The following is a 17,620-nucleotide window of genomic DNA, read 5'->3' on the forward strand; positions in this document are numbered from 1 at the left end:
CACAAAGAAACAAGTACGGACATTCGCTCGGCGCGCACGACGAAGCCCGGCGGTCCGTTTCGGACCACCGGGCTCGGGTGTCGGCGGGTGCGCTAGGGGCGTACGGCCACGGCGTGGAACACCTGGTCGCCGTACGGTATGTCGGTCGGGGTGTAGGCGATGCGGCCCGCGCAGAGGCCGCGTGCGGCCAGGTCCTTCGCGATCAGGGGCACCGCCTCGATCGTCGCCGGGGGCCAGTCGTGCATGAGGATGATGCCGCCCGGCTGGAGGGTGTGTGCGGCCGCGGCGATCTCCTCGGCGGTGACTCCCGCCCAGTCGCGCGAGTCCACCGTCCACAGGACCTCGAGCAGGCCCATCCGGGCCGCGTCGGCGCGCACCTGGTCGTCGGTCTCGCCGTACGGGGGCCGGAACAGGGTCGGTTCGCGGCCGGTGATGTCGCGCAGCACCCACTGCGTGCTGGCGATCTCCTGGAAGGTCGCCGGCTCGCCGATCTGGGGCAGGTGCGGGTGGCTGAAGGTGTGGTTGCCGATCCACATCCCGGCCCGCTGCTCGGCGCGGACCAGTTCGGGCCGGTCGAGGGAGTTGTTGCCCTGATTGAAGAAGGTGGCCCGCAGGCGGTGGGCGCGCAGCGCGGCCAGCAGTTGATCGGTCGTCGCGCTCGGACCGTCGTCGTAGGTCAGGCCGACGTACCCGTTGCGGCACGGCTTCTGGTGCGCGGCGGCGGGCTGGGCCGGCGACGCGCCGGTGAAGCCGAAGACGGCGAGGGTGGAGGCCGCCAGCAGGGCGGTGACCCGGGAACGAAGACGGTCGGTCATGGCTCCTCCTTGGGGTGCGGGCGATTCGTACGCTAGGAGCAACACCGAAACCCGTCAATAGAAGCAACCGGAACTTCCGGAAACCTTCCAGCAACTTCCGGCCTATGCTGACCCGCATGACTGGTCTGCGGCTCTACTACGAATGGCACGGCAAACCGGGCGCCTCGCCGTTCCCGCTGCTCCTGATCCACGGTGGCGGTTCGACGATCGAATCCAACTGGGGCCGGTTGATCCCCGCGCTGGAGGAGTCGCGCCGGATCCTCGCCGTGGAGTTGCAGGGGCACGGGCGTACGGGGGCGGGCGACGGGCCCGCGTCGTTCGAGGGGTCGGCGGACGACGTGGCGGGGCTGCTCACGGAGCTCGCCGTGGGCCCGGTCGACGTGCTCGGCTTCAGCAACGGCGGCCAGGTCGCGATGCAACTCGCCGCGCGGCACCCCGGGGCGGTGCGCCGGCTCGTCGTCGCCTCCGCGCCCTTCCGCCGCGACGGGATGATCGAGGGATTCTGGGACGGCATGGCCGCGGCCACGTACGCCGACCTCCCGCAGCCCTACCGCGAGGCGGACCTGGCGGTCAGCGGCGACCCGGCACACGCCGAGCAGATGTTCCGGCTCGACCGCGACCTCATGCTCACCGGCTTCACGGACTGGCCCGAGGCCCTGGTCGCCTCGATCGTCGCGCCGACGCTCGTGATCGCCGCGGACCGGGACGTGGTCCGGCCGGCGCACGCGGTGCAGCTGGCCTCGCTCATCCCCGGCGCCCGCCTGCTGATCGTCCCCGGCAATCACGGCGACTACCTCGGCGAACTGGCCTCGGCGGCCGGCGGCGACGGTCCGCTCCGGCGCATCCTGCCCTTCATCGCCGGCTTCCTCGACGAGAAGGGCAGGGTGCGAACAGGGTGAGCGCTCAGGCCGGGCCGGGGCGGAACGAGCAGCCGGCGTCCGGGTCGTAGGAGACCTCGATGACCTCGTTGAGGCGGTCGCGGGCCTCGGCGAGCTCGGTCATCTGCCGCTCGATCCGGTCGCGTTCGGCGATCAGCCGCGAGCGTGCCTCCGGGGTGCTGACCCCGGCGTCGATGTGGACCATCAGCTCCCCGATGGTCCGGCTGGACAGTCCGGCCGAGAACAGGTGCTGGATCAGTGCGACCCGGTGGACGGCGGGCTCGGGGTAGTGGCGGTGGCCGCCGCTGCTGCGGACGGCGGGCAGCAGGTGCTGCTCCTCGTAGTAGCGCAGCGAGCGCACGCTCACGCCGGTGCGGGCGGCCAGTTCGCCGATGCGCATGATGACCTCCGCCACAACGGTCTTGAATCTTCCATCAATGTCAGGTTCTAGCGTACGAGGCATGCGGATCTCAGGAGCAACTGCCCTCGTCACCGGGGCCAACCGCGGCCTCGGCCGGCACTTCGCGACGAACCTCCTCGCGCGCGGCGCCACGGTGTACGCCGCCGCCCGGCGCCCGGAACTCGTCGACGTCCCGGGCGCCGAGGTGGTCCGGCTGGACATCACCGACCCGGCCTCGGTGGCCGCCGCCGCCCGGACGGCCACCGGTGTGAATCTGCTCGTCAACAACGCGGGCATCGCCACCGGTGCCGAGCTCGTCGGCGGCGACCTCGACCTGATCCGCGCCGAGATGGACACGCACTTCTGGGGCACGCTGTCCGTGATCCGCGCCTTCGCCCCGGGCCTCGCCGGCGGCGCGATCCTCAACGTGCTGTCGGCGCTGTCGTGGTTCGCCTCACCGGGCAACGGCGCGTACGCCTCGGCCAAGGCCGCGCAATGGAACCTGACCAACGCCGTACGCGGGGAGCTCGCCGCGCAGCGTACCCAGGTCACCGGCTTGTTCCTCGGCGCCGCCGCCACCGACATGACGGCCGGCAAGGACGTGCCGGAACACCTGCTCGCCGATCCCGCGGCGGTCGTCGGGGCGGCCCTGGACGGCCTGGAGGCCGGGCGGTGGGAGGTCCTCGCCGACGAGACGGCGGCGATGGTGAAGGGATCGCTCGCGGGCGACCCTCAGGCCTTCTACTCCGCGATCGGGGCATGAGAACGATGCGTGCGGTGCGCTACGACGAGTTCGGGCCGGCGGACGTGCTCCACGTCGCCGACGTGCCGGTACCCGCCATCGAGCCGGGCGAGGTCCTGGTGAAGGTCCGCGCGGCCGGCGTCGGCGGCGGCGAGCCGGCGATCCGGGCCGGCAGGCTGCGGCGCGTCCTGCGGCACCGGCCACCGGCGGGCGTCGGCAACGAGTTCACCGGCCACGTCGAGTCGGTGGGCGCCCGGGTCAGCGGCCTGCGCGCGGGAGAGGCGGTCTGGGGCCTGATGCCGCACCTCACCTTCGGCAGCACCGCCGAGTACGTGGCCGTCCCCGAACGGCTGCTGGCCCCGGCGCCCCGCACGATCGACCTGGTCGAGGCCGCGGCGCTGCCCTCGGCGGGAACCACCGTGCTGACCGCGCTGACCGTCAGGACACGGCTGCGGGCGGGGCAGCGGCTGCTCGTGCGCGGCGCCGGCGGTGGCGTCGGCACCGTCGCCGTACAGCTCGGCAAGCATCTCGGCGCGCACGTCACCGCCCTCGTCAGCACCGGTGCCGCCGAACGGGTACGCGACCTCGGCGCCGACGAGGCGGTGGACTACCGCGGCGACGCGGTCGCGGGGCTGGGCCCGTACGACGTCATCCTCGACCTGGTCGGCACCGACCTGCCGGCCTTCCGCCGGATGCTGTCCCGCGACGGCCGGATGATTGCGCTGGCCCTGGACCCCGCGCGCCTGGCCAGGAACGTCCTGTTCCTGGCCAGGGGCGCGCTCGGCCGGTCGCGCCGGGTCGTCAGCTTCAGCAACGACCCGGACCGCGGGACGCTCGCCGACCTGACCCGCTACGTCGACGCCGGAGCTGTCCGGCCCGTGGTCGACACGGTCCTCCCGATGGCGGGGACCGCCGAGGCGCACCGCCGCATCGAGGCGGGCGGAGTCCGCGGCAGGTACGTCATCGACGTGACCGCCTGACCTCAGTGGGTCGTGACGGCGAGGTAGCCGTCCTCCAGGCCGGGCTCCACCGCGCGCGCCCCGGCGCCCGGCGGCGTGGGCGCCACGATCCGGTACCGCATGCCCGTCTCGTGCGGCAGCGCCGACACCACCGTGCCCTCGGCCGGCGGCGGCCCGTCCGTGACCAGCGACCAGACCTTTCCCGCGGCGCGGCGGGTCAGCTCCTCGACCGTGCCGCGGTAGATCAGCCGGCCGCTCGCCAGCACCGCGACCTCCCGGCAGGTCTGCGCGATGTCGTCCACGATGTGCGTGCTCAGCAGCACCGTGCGGGACCCGGCGAACTGGGAGAGGAGGGTGCGGAAGCGGATCCGCTCCTCCGGGTCGAGGCCCGCGGTCGGCTCGTCGACGATCAGCAGCTGGGGATCGGCGAGCAGCGCCTGGGCGATGCCGACCCGCTGCCGCATGCCGCCGGAGAAGCCGCGCAGCCGGCGGTCGGCCTGCGCGGTCAGCGCCACCATCTCCAGCAGCTCCCCGACGCGCCGGCGCCGCGCCGACCGGTCGTCCATTCCCTTGAGCAGCGCCACGTAGTCGAGGAACTGCCGGGCCGTCAGGTCGGGATAGACGCCCAGATCCTGGGGCAGGTAGCCGAGTTCGCGTTGCACGGCGGTGCGGCCCGCGCCCGTACCGAGGTCGTGCGGGCCGACGGTGACCCGGCCGGACGTCGGGCGCACGATGCCGGCCAGGATGCGCATCAGGGTGGTCTTGCCGGCGCCGTTCGCGCCGAGCAGGCCGAACATGCCGGTCGGCACGACCAGGTCCAGGCCGTCGAGGGCCGCCACCCCGCCACGGTACGTCTTCGTCAGGCCGGAGATCTCGATCCGCATGGGGCTTCCTTCTCGTCTCTCGAATCGGGTCGGGTCGGGGCGGGTCATCGGGCCCGCCGGGCGCGCAGTGCGTGACCGCCCGCGAGGGCGGCGGCCGCGAGCGCCAGCAGCACGGCGATGGACAGCCAGGCGATCGCGGGCGTCGGCTCCGGCCGCAGGAAGTTCAGGGTCGCGCCGGGCTCGGGACCGGCCCAGTTGTCGTGCCCGTCGATGCCGTGGAAGTCGAGCAGCGCGGTGAGCGGGTAGCCGCCGAGCGGGTGGATCAGGGTCTGCGCGAGCGTCGGCATCATCACCGGCGCGACCACGTTGCCCCACAGCCAGTAGCCGACGAACAGGACCCGGAACAGCGGCGCCGGCATCAGCAGGGGTACGGCCAGCGCGAACGCGGCCACGAACAGCATGCCGGGGACGAGCACCACCGCGCAGGTGGCCAGCGCCCAGCCGACGGCCTCCGGGGCGCCGACGTACCCGGCGTACGCGAGCGTGAAGCCGAAGTACGCCACCAGGATCGGCACGGCGGTGGCCGCACCCGCGCCGAGATACTTGCCGAGCAGCCGGGCGACCGGCGAGGCCGGCGTGGCGTCCAGGAGCGGCGCCACCCGCAGCCGGTCGTCGCGGACGAGCCGGTCGGCGAGCAGGCAGCCGAAGCCGATGGTCAGCAGCACGTGGATCTGCACCGCGAGCCCGGCCACGGCGACCCTCGCCTCGGCCGGCCGCTCGGCGGCGTCGAACAGGTCCCGCAGCAGGCTGCCCCCGATCAGCAGGAACAGCACGAGCGTCAGCGCGGGCACGAGCCACACCGACCGCTTGCGGATCTGCATCCGGAACTCGTACCGGAGACTCGCGCCGAAGACCGGCAGCGCCTGGGTGATCATTCGTCCTCCTCGCCGATGAGGCGTTCCGAGCGGCGCAGCACGGCCAGTGCGAGCGCGGTGAGTGCGGCGGCGGCGCCGAGCAGGGTCAGCCGGTTGGCGGTCCAGTCGCCCGGCACCGCTCCCCGGGTCGTCGCGAACAGGTAGAGCAGCCGGCCGGGCAGGTGCTGCTGGCTGAGCTCGGCGAAGAACTGCTGGATCGCCCAGAGCGTGGTGACCAGCGAGCCGGCCGCCGCGGGGCTGCGGAACACCGCGCCGGCCGCGAAGCCGAGGCTGCTCAGGCCGAGGGTCGGCGCCAGCCAGGTGAGCTGCCCGGCGAGCACCCCGTGGTGGGCCGGCCAGCGGGCCCACCAGCCGGTCACGATCAGCGCGACGGCGGCCAGCGCGGCGACCACGGCGGTCCAGCCGAGCGTCACCACCATCCGGCGCAGCAGCGTGACGCGGTACGCCGTCGGCGAGGTGAGCTGGAGCTCCACGGCGGGATCCCGGCCGACGAGCGACGCGCAGGCGACACCGGCGGCGAGCGGGACCGCCATCTCGAGCGAGCCGAGCAGGATGCGGGCGGTGGACGCCTCGCCCGGCAGCGGATTGGCGAGGGCGGCGGCGAGGCCGACGGCGAGGGCGACGGGCGGGCCGAGCAGCGCCGCCCAGCCCGCCCGGCGCATCTCGTACCGCCAGAGGGTCAGTGGTTTCACATCCGGTGAGTAGCGCGCCGGTCCGCGCGAGGTTCACCGCGGAACGAGCCGGTGCGCCCGGCCGTCGCGAACGCGGCGACCGCGACGGCGGCGCTGACGGTCAGGACGGGCGCGTTCGTCGACCAGGCCTCCAGGATCAGCCGGGACGGCCACTCGTCGGGCACGAGGACGCCGCCCGCCAGCACGCGGACGGCCCACACCCCGGCCGCCGCGCCGAGCGCGGCGTCCGGTCCGAACCAGACGGCCATCAGCAGGCTGAGCGAGGACAGCAACGCCATCGGGCCCAGCCACGAGTTGACCAGCTCGTGCATGCCGGTCGCCCCCGCGGCGCCGAGGGCGGTCAGCGTGGCGGACGCGGCGAGGGCGAGGACCAGGTCGGCCCCGAAGACGAGCACCATCCGTACGAGCAGCAGCAGCCGTCCCGAGAACGGCGTGGCGGCGACGAGCTCGGCCGCCGGATCCCGCCGCGACCGGTACGTGCCCGCGATCCCGGCCGCCGCGACCATCGGCGTGACCAGCGCCAGCACCAGGTCGGCGCCACCGTCGGGCGCGGCGTCGCCCGGCAGCAGCACGAGCGCCACCCCGAGCGCCAGCACCAGGGCGGACGCCAGCGGTACGGCCGGCCGCACGAGCCGCGCCTCGGCCACCAGCAGCGAGCCGAGGTGCCGCAGGCGGCGCACCAGCCGCCCGTCACGCGACGGTGCGGGGGAGCCTTCGAGGGCGCTGCGGGTCAGCGCCGCCCGTACCGTCCGGGCCGGATCCGGCGGCGGACCGGCGGGCGCCGCGGCGTCCCCGATCGCCCGCCAGCCGGCGAGCTCGGCGCGGCAGCTCGCACACTCCACCAGGTGCGCGCCGACCCGGTCACGCTCCGGACCGGCCAGCGAGCCGGCCGCGTACGCGGGAAGCAGATCTTTCATTCGGCCACCTTCTCGGTGAGCGCCGCCGCGACGGCGGCCCGGGCGTGGAACAGCCGGCTCTTGACGGTGCCGACCGGAACGGCGAGCACCTCGGCGACGTCGGCGAGCGGAAGGCCGGCGACGAACACCAGCGCGATCACCTCCCGATGATGCTCGGGCAGCCGATCGATGGCGGCGGCCACCGGAGTGCCCCCGGCGGCGGCGATGGCCAGCTCCTCCGGCCCGGCACCCCCGTCCGGCCGGTCCGGCAACTCCGCCCCGGCGGGCAGCGGCGCGGCCCGCCCCCGCAGCCGGTTGTGCGCCTGCCGCCGGGCGACCCCGAAGAGCCACGTGGTCACCTTCGCCCGCCCCTCGAACGCCCCGGCCGACCGCCAGACGGCCAGCATGGTGTCCTGCAGGATCTCCTCGGCGGTCATCCGATCCCCGGCAAGCCTCTGCAGATACCCGAACAGCGCCCCGGCGTGCCGCTCGTACAACCGGGCCAACGCAGCCGCATCCCCGGCCGCGACCAACCGCAGCAACTCCGCATCACCGCCCGGCTCGACCCGCCGCGCCATCCGCCCACCACCCCTCCACCAAGGTGAGTAGCGACCACCCGCCCGCACGGTTCACGCCGATTCGCGTCACCCGTACGCGCTGCCGGTGCCGGGGAACGGCGTTCGGATGATCATCCGGGCTTAATCTGCCGGGGCCGGGCGCGCGCCGAGAAGAGGAGAACCCAGATGGTACGACGCTTGCGGAGGCGCGTGCTCGCCGCGGGAGCGGTGCTGACGGTGCTGAACGTCGCGGTTGCCGTCCCGGCCAGGGCCGCCGCCGATCCGGGCTGGACCCACCCTGGATACGGCTCCGGTCGCACCTTCTACAACCCGCACGAGACGGTCATCAACGGCGGCAGCATCTCCGGGGTCCGGCTGCGGTGGGCCACCGAGCTGCCGACCATCGAAGAGGACTCGTGTACGGGACCGTCGGCGCCGCTGGTCGCCGGGGGCCGGGTCTTCGTCACCGACGAGACCGGGATCGGGGCCTACCGGCTCACCACGGGTGCGCCGTTGTGGCACTACGATTTCGACCTGCCCGACAACGAGCGCACGCCGCACCTGGCGGTGTCCGGCAAGCTGCTGATCGCCGGCAACACGGAATGCCAGTCGCAGAGCGATCCCCACGGCGGGATCGTCGCTCTGGACGTTGCCACGGGCAGGAAGAAGTGGAGTGCCGGCGGGAACGGACCGGTCGCGTCGCTGGTCGTGGACAAGGGCATCGTCGCGGTCGCCGGCTGGTCCGAGTCGTCCCCGGCCGCCGTCCGCGGTTACCGGGTGAGCGACGGCAAGCTCCGCTGGACCGTCCGGGACTACTGGTCGGCCGGGGTCTCGGCGGGTGGCAGGCTGCTGGTCGAGGGCACCCGGGACCAGGGCATCGCCGCCTTGGCGATCGCCACCGGCAAGAGGTTGTGGAGCAAGCCGTACCTCTACACGGCTGTCGCGGCGAACCCGGACGGCAGCACCTTCCTCGTCGCCGACGACGATGGCGGCCTGGTCTGCCTGAAGTCCGCCAACGGTGCGAAGGTCTGGGGCGCCAACGGTACGGGTGGCGCGGTCGCCACGGACGGCAAGCGCGTCTACCGCGGCTTCTCGAACTCGATGCAGGCCCTCGATGACCGCACCGGAAAGCTCCAGTGGAGCCACCGCTTCGGGTCGGGCGCCTACCAGCCGGTCCGCGCCGGCGGCCTCCTCTACACCGAGGTCGAGGGTCAGGGCCTGCGGATCCTCAGTGCGGCCACCGGCGTGCCGGCCATCGGCTCGCCGTTCGGTGCGACGCCGGACGACACCGTGGTCGTCGCCGGCGGCCGGCTGCTCATGGTCCGCGGCGACACCATCGAGGCGTACGCGCCCTGACCGTCCCCGGATCCGAGGTGGCGTTGACTCTCGACCAGGTCGAGGCCTCATCGTGGCGGCAGGACAACGCTACGGAGGTGGGGACGTGCTTGATGTGGAACAGCTGCGGCCGGTGCTGCGGGCCGCCTGGGGGGCCGACACCTGTGACCCGCACGATGCGGACACGTGGCGGCCGGAGAATCCCGGGCGCGGACAGTGCGGAGTGACCGCCCTTGTCGTTCAGGACCTGCTCGGCGGGGAGCTCGTCCTCGCCGAGGTCCTGGTCGACGGCGTCAAGGTCGGTTACCACTACTGGAACCGGTTGCCGGGCGGCCGGGACGTCGACTTCACCGTCGACCAGTTCTTTGCGGGTGAGGTCGTGGTGGGCGGGACGGTGCAGCAGCGGCCGCCGGGGGCTCCTCGGCGGTGCCGGGAGCAATATGAGCTGCTCCGGCGCCGGGTGCTGAGCGCCGTGCCGCCCTGCGGGGCCGGGGCCGGCTCGACCGAGCGGGGCAGCACCGGAGAGGCGAGGATCGGGCGGTCGACGTACGGGCCGTCGTAATCCTCGGGGCCTGACCCACCCCCAAGGTCCCGGCAGATATGGACCTTTCGCCCTGTTGGCATGGCCGATTTCCGGCAGGCTGGAACAGCGAGGAAGTCGCTGGTCACGAGGGGTGGCGTTGTGGGGAAGCAGGCGCGGGAGCGGTCCCGGGAGATGCGTAAGGCGCAGGCGGCCATCGCCGATCGGCGCCGGCCGCTGGTGCTCGGTGGCGTGGTGGTGATCGTGGGGCTGCTGATCGCCATCGCGGTGGTCGTGGTCAACGCGATGAGCGGGAGCGGGTCGGACGCCAGGAACGGCGCGCTGGTCACGCCGCGGGGTGCCACCGCGGCCGGGGCGCTGGCCGTCGGGCAGGCCGCCGCGCCGGTCCGGCTCGAGGTGTACCTCGACTACATGTGCCCGTACTGCGGGCGGTTCGAGCAGGCGAACAGCGCGGAGATCGACAAGCTCCTCGCGGACGGCACCGTACGGCTGGAGCTCTATCCGCTGGCGTTCCTGGACCGGATGTCGCAGGGCTCGCGGTATTCGACCCGGGCGGCGAACGCGGTCGTCACCGTGTTCGACCGGGAGCCGGGCAAGGCGATGGCGTTCCACGAGGCGCTCTTCGGTGCCCAGCCGGAGGAGGGCACCGAGGGGCTGTCCGACGACCGGATCGCCGAGCTGGCCACGCAGGCCGGCGTCGCGCAGAACGTCGTGGACGTGTTCCGGGACCGGATCTTCGAGCCGTGGATCGCGAAGTCCACCGAGGCGGTGTTCGCCGCCGGGATCACCGGAACCCCCACGGTCAAGATCAACGGCGAGGTCTTCAAGGGCGATCTGTACGCCCCGGGCCCGCTGACCCAGGCCCTCGTCGCCGCGAAGGGCCGGCAGTGAGCGTGACGCTCGCGGGGCTGCGCCGCGTACGGCACTCGAACGCCTGGATCTACGGCACGATGCTGTTCTCGGCGTGCCTGAGCCTGCTCGCCTCGTTCGTCCTGTCGATCGACGCGGTGCGCCTGGCCGAGAACCCGGACACCGCCCTGTCCTGCAACATCAACGCGGTGATCAGCTGCGGCACGGTCGCCACGTCCTGGCAGGCCTCGCTGTTCGGCTTCCCCAACGCGTTCCTCGGCCTGATCGCCGAACCGGTGGTGATCACCATCGCCGTCGCCAGCCTGGGCGGGGTGCGGTTCCCGCGCTGGTTCATGTTCTCCGCGCAGGTCGTCTACACCCTCGGCGTGATCTTCGCGTACTGGCTCTTCTACCAGTCCATGGTCCACATCGGGGCGCTCTGCCCGTGGTGCCTGCTGGTGACGGTCTCGACCACCCTCGTATTCGCCACCCTGACCCACGTCAACCTGCGCGACGGCAACCTGCCGCTGCCGGGCCGGCTGCGGCCGGTGCTCGCCTCCGCGATCGACGCCGACCTCGACGCCATCGCGGTGACCGTCTGGCTGCTCGTCCTGGCCCTGCTCGTGCTCACCAAGTACGGCTCCCAGCTCTTCTCCTGACCCCGCTTACCGCGCCGCCGCGCGGGTATCCGGACCCTGACGAAGGGGGAAGCACATGAGTGCCGAGCAGGAACCCGCCGACGAGGCACCGCCCGCGGCCCGGGCCGACGAAGGCTCCGCGCCGCCCGTTCCGGCAGGAGACGACGTACGGGTCGGCCCCGAGACGTCGGACGAGCCGGAGGCGGGGAGCGCCGAGCCCCCCGACTGACCCCGGCCGCGTCGATACCTGCCGATATTGTGCCCCGGTGCGCCGGTTGTCCGGCGTACCGGAACGGCAGGTGCTGACGAGGTGGGGGACGTGGCCGACGAGACGCGGGCTGAGCAGCGGGTACGACGGCGGGGGCGGCGCCCGGCACGGCCCGACCCCGGATCCGGCCCGGTGGGTGCCTTCGCCGACCGGCTGTGGCGGCTCAGACAGGAGGCGGGCGACCCCTCGTACGGCGAGATGGCCGGCCGCCTGCGCGCCGCGGCCTCGAAGTCGTCGCTGGCCGCCGCGGCGCAGGGCCGGACGCTGCCCAGCTGGGAGACCACGTGGGAGTTCGTCCGGGTGCTCGCCGTCGACCGGCTGGGCCGCGACGCCGCCGACGTTGAGAAGGAATGGCGGGAACACTGGACGCGGGCCCGGGCGGCCGAGGCGGAGGACGCCGTCGCGCCGCCGGCCGAGGCCGAGACCCCGGCGCCGCAACCGCGGAGTCGCCGGCACCTCGGAGCGGCCACCGCGGCAGCCGTGGCGGCGGCCCTGGCCGGCGCCGCGCTCACGGTCGTGGTGCTCGACCGGAAGCCGGGCGGAGGCGACGCCGGTGCCACGCCCGCGGTCGCCGCCCTGCCCGACCGCGACGACTCCCGGTTCGAGGGCGACATCACCTATCCGGACGGAACGCTGGTGCCGCCGGACTCGTCGTTCACGAAGATCTGGCGGCTGCGCAACACCGGCACGGTCGCGTGGGCCAACCGGTTCCTCGCGCGGGTCAACGAGACGCCGTGCCAGGCGCCGCAGGCCGTACCGGTGCCGCAGACCCTGCCGGGGGAGACGGTGGACATCGAGGTGCCGGTCCGTACCCCCGGCGGGCCCGGGCGGTGCAAGATCTACTGGAAGATGGCCGACGAGCAGGGACGCACCCTCTTCCCGATGAAACGGCCGATCTTCCTGGACGTACGGGTGGGCAAGGGCTGAGCCGTCAGCCGCAGTTGGTGCCGCGCTTGCCGCCCTCGGTGCCGCTGATGCGCCCCATCCAGTCGACGCACCGGTCCGCGGCGTTCAGGTAGATCGGACCGGCGTACGACGTGAAGTAGCCGCCGTCGTACGCCGGCCAGTGGCTGCCCACCGGGTTGAGCCCGAGGCCGGCCTCGACCAGCACCGCCGAGCCGGCGCTGTTCCGCTTCGCCACCACGCAGTTCTTGCCCGTGGCCGCGCTGTAGGTGAGGAACACCGTGCCCTTCGAGCCGATGGAGGCCGAGTTCACGACGCCGTAGCCGCTGCCGCACTCGCCCCCGTAGCTCGCGGCGAACGCGGGGCTGGGGCCGGCCAGGGCTCCGGCCACCACGGTGGCGGCGACGGCGGCGGTCGCGGCGGCGGTCTTGACGATCTTCATGAGAGGTTCCTTCCGGGTCGGGGTGGGGGGTCAGCCGCAGTTGGTGCCGTAGCGGGTCTTCGAGGCGGTGCCGATCGTTCCGCCCCAGTCGACGCACGCACCCGCCGCGGACACATAGACCGGTCCGGCGTACGTGGTGAAGTTGCCGCTGTCCTTGATCCACGAGGAGGCGCCGGAGCGGCGGACGTACGCCTCCATCAGCGTGGCCGCCCCCGGGTTCTCCCGGAGCGTGACGACGCAGTTCCGGCCCGACGACGAGCTGTACGTCAGGTACACCGTCCCCCGGTTGTCGGGCAGATCGATGAGGTTGACGACGCCGTAGCCGGAGCCGCACTGCCCGCCGTAGAGCGCGGCCTGCGCCGGCGCGCCGACGGCCACGGTTCCCGCCGTGACCGCGACGGTCGCGATGCCCAGCGCGGCGATCTTCGAGATGCGCACGAGGAAGCCTTTCTGTCGGATTGGGACCGTCCCGACGTTGTCAGGCGGCCCGGCCCCCTACCAGGCGCTCGTCGTCCGCGGTTCGTCCAATGGACGGCTCGGACAAAACATCCGCAGGTCAGCCGAGGGTGAAGGTGACGTACCGGCCGTCGCGGTGGTTGCTCGGGTGATGGACGGTGTGCGCATGCGGGGCGCCCCTCGTTCGGCTACCCGCGCGAACCTGGACCGGTCGGGTGAACGACGCGGAAACGGCCCGCCTCCGGGTGGGGGCGGGCCGTCGGGCGGAGGTCAGCGCGCGTTGCCGTAGACGCCGATCTCCACCGTGTCCACGTAGAAGCATCCGCTGTAGCCGTCCGGGCACGTCACACCCTCGTCGGCCGTCTGTGTGCCGAGCATCGTGTAGCGCAGGTAGCGCAGGCCCGTGGTGGTGCCCGCCAGGGTCAGGGGGTTCATCCGGTCGCGGTCGGCCGGGCCGAAGTGGCCCTCCGACGCCACGGTCCAGGTGGTGCCGTCGGCCGACGTCTCCAGCCGGTAGTCGCCCGTGGACGAGGTCGGGTCGTCGCCGCACGTACCGGAGGGGTTGATGGCGATCGACGACACGTCCACCGCCGCCGGAAGCCGGACCACGACGTGCCTCGGCTCGATGCCGTCACCCGCGGCCGTCGCGTCGGTGCTCCAGCCGGTGGACTGCGAGGCGTCGAGCGCGGCGTCCGGACCGCAGCCGATGAGGCTGTAGTCGTCGCCGTTGGCCTCGAGGACCTCGCTGCCGCCGCTGACCGTCGCCCAGTTGCGGCGCAACGACCAGTCGGCCCGGTTCGGTCCCCGGCGTACGGGAAGGTCCCGGATGATCTGGTCGTAGCCCGGACCCGACGCGGTGACCTCGGGATAGGTGCCCGGAAGCACGTTGCGGATCGTGAAGCGGCCGGCGCTGTCCGCCACCGCCGAGTACGAGCCGCCGAAGCCCGAGTCGTGGCCCGGGAAGACCACGGTCGCGCCCGGCAGCGGCGCGTGCGAGTCGGCGTCGGTGACCGTGCCGTGGACCGAGGTCAGCGGCGCGTTCGGGGCCGGCGGCAGGGAGAAGTCCTCGATCGGGGTGATGTCGTTGCCGTCGGCGACCGCCGCGAACCAGCCCATGCCGCGGGCGGCGAAGACCTTCCAGATCGTGCCCTGGTGTACGCCGCGATGCACGACCCGGTCCGCCATCAGGATCGAGTTGCGCATGTCCAGGAACGACGGGTTGCCCGGCGACAACTCCATCGCCCGGGTCACCAGCGACTCGGCGAGCTTCGACCCCAGCGCCGTACGCAGGTCCCACAGCGTCTCGCCCCAGATCTCCCCGTCGGCGTGAACCTCCGGGAAGCCGAGGATCTTGCCGAAGTCGCCGTACGTGTAGCCGCCCGGCCCGGCCGTACCCGCGCCCGGGCACACCGCGGCGTCCGCGCCCACCGTGCAGTCCAGCGGCTGGGTGCGGATCAGGTTCTGGCCGACGGCCACGTAGCGGCCGACGAGCACCTCGCCCGGCGCCGCCGTGTCCCGCTGCAGGCCCTGGGCGGCCAGGAAGTCGAACGCGTACCAGTCGCTCCACGCCTCGCCCATGGCGTTGCCCTGGAGGCCGGTCAGCGCCGAGTTGCCGTCGGCGTCGGACACCAGCCGGTGGGACACGCCGTGGGTGTACTCGTGGTAGACGATGTCGGCCTCGTCGCCGGAGTTGCCGGCCAGGAACGGGTCGTCGGGCCAGCTCGGATCCTTGAACAGGTACATCTGCATGCGGCCCGGGACGCCGTCCGGCGTGGGCATCATGTTGGCGTTGTCGGTGTGGTAAAAGTCCGGGAGGCCCTCGGCGGTGTCGGCGCCGTCGAGCGCGTTGACCTCGATGGGGTCGCCATCGGCCAGGTCGTAGTTGCCGGCCGCCCGGGTGAAGCCGATCGGGCGGGCCGCCAGGTGGTCGTGGAACGTGTTGGTGAACCAGAACAGCTGGGCGGCGTTCTGCGCCGCGTTGTCGCGCCAGGAGTAGGCGACCTCCGGGTCCCACGAGCATCGGGCCGTGGGCGTGCAGGGCGCGCCGACCTGGGACGTGAAGTCCTTGAACGGGAACCGCCAGTCGCCGGGCGCCCGCGGACCGACCTCCTCGCCGGCGTCGGCGACGTCGTTGTCGTTGACGTCGAGGAACACGTGCGACGAGGTGCCGGTCAGCGTGGTGGCGCCCGGGGCCATCCAGCGCCCGAGCGAGCGCACCTGCTGCGTGCCGCCGGCCGGCGCCCCCGGGTAGTGCGGCCAGGCCAGCGTGGAGGGAGCGTTGTCGGAGACGCGCAGGCTCTGCCGGTAGAGCACCCGGCCGGTGGCCGCGTCGACCACGTGCAGGTAGCCCTCGCCGAGGGTCAGGACCTGCCACGCGAGCCGCATGCCGCCCGGCGCGGCGAAGGCCACGAGCTTCGCCCGGTCGCCCGAGGCGAAGACGGTCGCCTTGTCCGCACCGCGCGCGGCCGAGGCGACGGAGGTCTTCGACGTGCCACCGGCGTCCCGCGCCGCGGCGTCACGGGCCTGCGCGGCGGACAGCCTTCCCGCGCCCAGCGCCGCGGGGGTGGTGGCCACCGGCGACCCGGTGACCTGGACCAGCCGGCCGTCGCGGGCGACGTCCGCCTTGACCCCGTTGCCGAAGACGACGACCCCGCCGGCCAGCTGCTGGAAGCTCAGGTGATGGGTGCCCTCGACGTCGACGTAGTCCTTGCGCAGCCGCAGCGCGGCGACCTCCTCGGCGCTGAGGCCGAAGACCTCGGGATGCGCCGTCAGGTACGCCCTGGCGATCGTCTCGGCGGGCTTGCGGCTCGGGCCGGTGAGAAAGCCGTCGAGGCGCGCCACCCGGCGCGCAGTGTGCGTCACCGGGTCGATGTCGACGATGCCCTGCCGGCCGAGCGAGTCGTGCAGCCTGGTCACGGCCGCCGGCACCGGCGTGGCGGCCCGGCCCGAGCGCCCGGCCGGGGTGGCCGTACGGCGGGCGTCGAAGAAGGGCTTCGGGGTGACCTCGTGGCGCAGCCGCGCCGGGGGAGGCGGATCACCGCCGGGCGCGGCGGTGGCCAGGCCGGGGATGAGGGCGATGCCCAGTGCCGCGACGAAGGCGCCACTGAGCGAGCGACGGGCAGGGAAGTTGGCGGGTTTCACGCTGCTCCCTAGGTCGATACGAGCCTTGGATAGACGGGATCCCGCGAATCAGCATACTCACATCGATCGATGTAACCAGACGTCACGCCAATGACACGTTCGTCTAAACAACCGCCCGATGTTCCTGCTCGGAATGCGAAAATGCGGCGGCCCGAGGGCCGCCGCATCGTCGTGTGCCTGGTTGCCGGATCAGCCGGAGCAGGAGACCGTCGGCCAGGTCCAGGTGCCGTTGGCCTGGATGGTCACCCCGAAGTTGTTGCCGTTGCCGTTCGGCCGGGCGGTCATCACCTGGCCGCTGGAGTCCCAGCTCGGGCTGGTGTTCCAGGTGGAGAGGATCTTCTCCGGCGACGGTACGTTCATCGTCACGGTCCAGTTGCTGGAGCCGCTGACCGCGACGTTGAGGTTGTACCGGTCGCTCCAGCGGTCGCCCGCCGAGAGGGTCGCGGTGCAGCCGCCGCTGCCGCTGCCGCCGCCGCCCGGGTTGCCGGTGTCGCCGCCCGAGGTGCCGCCGATGGTGATGTTCGAGTTGCCGCTGCTCTGGTAGCCCTCGGTGGCGAGGATCTGGTAGTCGTGGCTGCCGAGGTTCATGCCGTTGCGGGCCCACGCGTCGAAGTGGTTGCCGGAGCTGATGGTGCCGCCGGTGCGCTTCTGCTGCCGGACGCTCCAGTACTGGTCGAACGTCCGGGTGCCCTCGATGGACGGCTGGTTCACCCGGGTGGTCTTGTAGATGTCGTACGTGCCACCGTCGGAGGTGACGGTGCCCTTGTACTCGCCGGTCGGCCGGTAGGTGCCCCAGTTGTCGACGATGTAGTACTCGATGAGCGGGTTCCTCGTCCAGCCGTACAGGGTCAGGTAGGCGTTGCCGGACGGGTTGAAGCTGCCGGAGTACGAGACGGCGCGGCGGGCGCCCGTGCTCCAGCCCTTGCCGGCGACGAAGTTGCCGGTGTTGCGCCACGAGGTGCTGTAGTTGCCTCCGGAGCCCAGCTCCATGGAGACGGTTCCGGAGCTGTCGGTCCAGAACGAGTAGAAGTAGCCGTTGTTGGTGCCGGTCTGGTTCGACGTGACGGCCGCTTGGGCCGTACCGGGCAGCAGTGCGGCGGCGGCGACCAGCGCCACGGTGAGGGCACTGCCGAGCAGCAGCCGGAGGCGGCCGCGCCTGGGGCGTACCGGGTGGTCGTCGTTCATGGGGATGCTTCCTCCTCCTTCTGCGGCCGGCGGGGGCCGGCTCGGCCGCCGCCGGCGGGGAGCCGGGCGGCGTGGCGGTGGCGGCGGGACGGACGAAATCGACGTCCGGCGATGGCGACAAGTATTCGATCGGCCGCGCACGGACGTCAACACTTTTCGGAAAT

At 72.8% G+C, this 17,620-nt stretch carries 20 protein-coding genes; 9 read left to right on the forward strand and 11 right to left on the reverse strand.

Annotated features, from left to right (window positions below; translation table 11 throughout):
• Positions 1 to 92 precede the first annotated feature (92 nt).
• On the reverse strand, positions 93 to 815 hold the full coding sequence (locus tag CLV70_RS28175) for a polysaccharide deacetylase family protein (protein ID WP_245908507.1): 723 nt from the start codon (positions 813 to 815) through the stop codon (positions 93 to 95).
• Between the two features lie 116 nt (positions 816 to 931).
• On the opposite strand from CLV70_RS28175, the gene CLV70_RS28180 reads away from it, so the two are divergent.
• Positions 932 to 1,714: an alpha/beta fold hydrolase gene (locus tag CLV70_RS28180; RefSeq protein WP_106129701.1), complete on the forward strand. Its 783-nt coding sequence runs from the start codon at positions 932 to 934 to the stop codon at positions 1,712 to 1,714.
• A gap of 4 nt (positions 1,715 to 1,718) precedes the next feature.
• On the opposite strand, the gene CLV70_RS28185 is transcribed toward CLV70_RS28180, so the two are convergent.
• Positions 1,719 to 2,093, reverse strand: coding sequence for a MerR family transcriptional regulator (locus CLV70_RS28185; protein ID WP_106129702.1), 375 nt, complete (start codon positions 2,091 to 2,093; stop codon positions 1,719 to 1,721).
• 61 nt (positions 2,094 to 2,154) lie between these two features.
• On the opposite strand from CLV70_RS28185, the gene CLV70_RS28190 reads away from it, so the two are divergent.
• Positions 2,155 to 2,856: an SDR family oxidoreductase gene (locus CLV70_RS28190; RefSeq protein ID WP_106129624.1), complete on the forward strand. Its 702-nt coding sequence runs from the start codon at positions 2,155 to 2,157 to the stop codon at positions 2,854 to 2,856.
• Entirely contained in the window at positions 2,853 to 3,815 is a 963-nt protein-coding gene (locus tag CLV70_RS28195) for an NAD(P)-dependent alcohol dehydrogenase (protein WP_211303911.1), read from the forward strand. Before CLV70_RS28190 ends, CLV70_RS28195 begins: the two co-directional genes overlap by 4 nt.
• A 2-nt stretch (positions 3,816 to 3,817) precedes the next feature.
• On the opposite strand, the gene CLV70_RS28200 is transcribed toward CLV70_RS28195, so the two are convergent.
• Genes CLV70_RS28200 through CLV70_RS28220 form a run of 5 tightly spaced genes read right to left on the reverse strand, consistent with a single transcriptional unit; the run spans position 3,818 to position 7,719 of the window.
• A complete protein-coding gene (locus CLV70_RS28200) occupies positions 3,818 to 4,678 on the reverse strand; it encodes an ABC transporter ATP-binding protein (RefSeq protein ID WP_106129626.1) in 861 nt (286 codons plus the stop codon).
• Between the two features lie 44 nt (positions 4,679 to 4,722).
• Positions 4,723 to 5,553 (reverse strand): hypothetical protein, encoded by an 831-nt coding sequence (locus CLV70_RS28205; RefSeq protein WP_106129627.1) that lies wholly within the window; start codon positions 5,551 to 5,553, stop codon positions 4,723 to 4,725.
• The gene (locus CLV70_RS28210; RefSeq protein ID WP_106129628.1) at positions 5,550 to 6,245 is read right to left on the reverse strand and encodes a hypothetical protein; all 696 of its coding nucleotides are present in this window, start codon (positions 6,243 to 6,245) and stop codon (positions 5,550 to 5,552) included. The genes CLV70_RS28205 and CLV70_RS28210 overlap by 4 nt, the downstream gene beginning before the upstream one ends.
• On the reverse strand, positions 6,242 to 7,162 hold the full coding sequence (locus tag CLV70_RS28215) for a zf-HC2 domain-containing protein (RefSeq protein WP_106129629.1): 921 nt from the start codon (positions 7,160 to 7,162) through the stop codon (positions 6,242 to 6,244). Before CLV70_RS28215 ends, CLV70_RS28210 begins: the two co-directional genes overlap by 4 nt.
• Positions 7,159 to 7,719 carry an RNA polymerase sigma factor gene (locus tag CLV70_RS28220; RefSeq protein WP_106129630.1) on the reverse strand — a complete coding sequence of 187 codons (561 nt, stop codon included), beginning with the start codon at positions 7,717 to 7,719 and terminating at the stop codon, positions 7,159 to 7,161. The genes CLV70_RS28215 and CLV70_RS28220 overlap by 4 nt, the downstream gene beginning before the upstream one ends.
• A gap of 177 nt (positions 7,720 to 7,896) precedes the next feature.
• Between CLV70_RS28220 and CLV70_RS28225 the strand changes: the two genes are divergently transcribed.
• The 6 genes from CLV70_RS28225 to CLV70_RS28245 all read left to right on the forward strand — a co-directional run bounded on the left by CLV70_RS28225 (position 7,897) and on the right by CLV70_RS28245 (position 12,256).
• Complete coding sequence (locus CLV70_RS28225; protein ID WP_158277839.1) at positions 7,897 to 9,054, forward strand: PQQ-binding-like beta-propeller repeat protein; 1,158 nt, start codon at positions 7,897 to 7,899, stop codon at positions 9,052 to 9,054.
• An 85-nt stretch (positions 9,055 to 9,139) separates the two neighbouring features.
• Positions 9,140 to 9,595, forward strand: a complete 456-nt coding sequence (locus CLV70_RS28230; RefSeq protein WP_211303912.1) for a YunG family protein — start codon at positions 9,140 to 9,142, stop codon at positions 9,593 to 9,595.
• A gap of 120 nt (positions 9,596 to 9,715) precedes the next feature.
• On the forward strand, positions 9,716 to 10,465 hold the full coding sequence (locus CLV70_RS28235; RefSeq protein WP_106129632.1) for a DsbA family protein: 750 nt from the start codon (positions 9,716 to 9,718) through the stop codon (positions 10,463 to 10,465).
• Positions 10,462 to 11,082, forward strand: coding sequence for a vitamin K epoxide reductase family protein (locus CLV70_RS28240; protein ID WP_211303913.1), 621 nt, complete (start codon positions 10,462 to 10,464; stop codon positions 11,080 to 11,082). The genes CLV70_RS28235 and CLV70_RS28240 overlap by 4 nt, the downstream gene beginning before the upstream one ends.
• 55 nt (positions 11,083 to 11,137) lie before the next feature.
• Positions 11,138 to 11,290 carry a hypothetical protein gene (locus CLV70_RS39845; RefSeq protein ID WP_158277840.1) on the forward strand — a complete coding sequence of 51 codons (153 nt, stop codon included), beginning with the start codon at positions 11,138 to 11,140 and terminating at the stop codon, positions 11,288 to 11,290.
• Positions 11,291 to 11,380: 90 nt separating this feature from the next.
• Positions 11,381 to 12,256 (forward strand): NBR1-Ig-like domain-containing protein, encoded by an 876-nt coding sequence (locus CLV70_RS28245; protein ID WP_211303914.1) that lies wholly within the window; start codon positions 11,381 to 11,383, stop codon positions 12,254 to 12,256.
• A gap of 4 nt (positions 12,257 to 12,260) precedes the next feature.
• On the opposite strand, the gene CLV70_RS28250 is transcribed toward CLV70_RS28245, so the two are convergent.
• The 4 genes from CLV70_RS28250 to CLV70_RS28265 all read right to left on the reverse strand — a co-directional run bounded on the left by CLV70_RS28250 (position 12,261) and on the right by CLV70_RS28265 (position 17,456).
• Positions 12,261 to 12,674, reverse strand: a complete 414-nt coding sequence (locus CLV70_RS28250) for a spore-associated protein A (protein ID WP_106129633.1) — start codon at positions 12,672 to 12,674, stop codon at positions 12,261 to 12,263.
• A 30-nt stretch (positions 12,675 to 12,704) separates the two neighbouring features.
• The gene (locus CLV70_RS28255; RefSeq protein ID WP_211303915.1) at positions 12,705 to 13,112 is read right to left on the reverse strand and encodes a hypothetical protein; all 408 of its coding nucleotides are present in this window, start codon (positions 13,110 to 13,112) and stop codon (positions 12,705 to 12,707) included.
• Positions 13,113 to 13,400: 288 nt separating this feature from the next.
• Entirely contained in the window at positions 13,401 to 16,271 is a 2,871-nt protein-coding gene (locus CLV70_RS28260; RefSeq protein ID WP_106129634.1) for a M36 family metallopeptidase, read from the reverse strand.
• Positions 16,272 to 16,460: 189 nt separating this feature from the next.
• Positions 16,461 to 17,456, reverse strand: coding sequence for a glycoside hydrolase family 11 protein (locus CLV70_RS28265; protein ID WP_106129635.1), 996 nt, complete (start codon positions 17,454 to 17,456; stop codon positions 16,461 to 16,463).
• Positions 17,457 to 17,620 lie beyond the last annotated feature (164 nt).

It is taken from the genome of Pseudosporangium ferrugineum (assembly GCF_003002065.1).
In the GTDB taxonomy this organism is placed as follows: domain Bacteria; phylum Actinomycetota; class Actinomycetes; order Mycobacteriales; family Micromonosporaceae; genus Actinoplanes; species Actinoplanes ferrugineus_A.

Excerpts from the sequence above, each read along its gene's own strand:
- CLV70_RS28175 (WP_245908507.1), bottom strand. The coding sequence starts at position 815 with ATGACCGACCGTCTTCGTTCCCGGGTCACCGCCCTGCTGGCGGCCTCC.
- CLV70_RS28180 (WP_106129701.1), top strand. The coding sequence starts at position 932 with ATGACTGGTCTGCGGCTCTACTACGAATGGCACGGCAAACCGGGCGCC.
- CLV70_RS28185 (WP_106129702.1), bottom strand. The coding sequence starts at position 2,093 with ATGCGCATCGGCGAACTGGCCGCCCGCACCGGCGTGAGCGTGCGCTCG.
- CLV70_RS28190 (WP_106129624.1), top strand. The coding sequence starts at position 2,155 with ATGCGGATCTCAGGAGCAACTGCCCTCGTCACCGGGGCCAACCGCGGC.
- CLV70_RS28195 (WP_211303911.1), top strand. The coding sequence starts at position 2,853 with ATGAGAACGATGCGTGCGGTGCGCTACGACGAGTTCGGGCCGGCGGAC.
- CLV70_RS28200 (WP_106129626.1), bottom strand. The coding sequence starts at position 4,678 with ATGCGGATCGAGATCTCCGGCCTGACGAAGACGTACCGTGGCGGGGTG.
- CLV70_RS28205 (WP_106129627.1), bottom strand. The coding sequence starts at position 5,553 with ATGATCACCCAGGCGCTGCCGGTCTTCGGCGCGAGTCTCCGGTACGAG.
- CLV70_RS28215 (WP_106129629.1), bottom strand. The coding sequence starts at position 7,162 with ATGAAAGATCTGCTTCCCGCGTACGCGGCCGGCTCGCTGGCCGGTCCG.
- CLV70_RS28220 (WP_106129630.1), bottom strand. The coding sequence starts at position 7,719 with ATGGCGCGGCGGGTCGAGCCGGGCGGTGATGCGGAGTTGCTGCGGTTG.
- CLV70_RS39845 (WP_158277840.1), top strand. The coding sequence starts at position 11,138 with ATGAGTGCCGAGCAGGAACCCGCCGACGAGGCACCGCCCGCGGCCCGG.
- CLV70_RS28250 (WP_106129633.1), bottom strand. The coding sequence starts at position 12,674 with ATGAAGATCGTCAAGACCGCCGCCGCGACCGCCGCCGTCGCCGCCACC.
- CLV70_RS28265 (WP_106129635.1), bottom strand. The coding sequence starts at position 17,456 with ATGAACGACGACCACCCGGTACGCCCCAGGCGCGGCCGCCTCCGGCTG.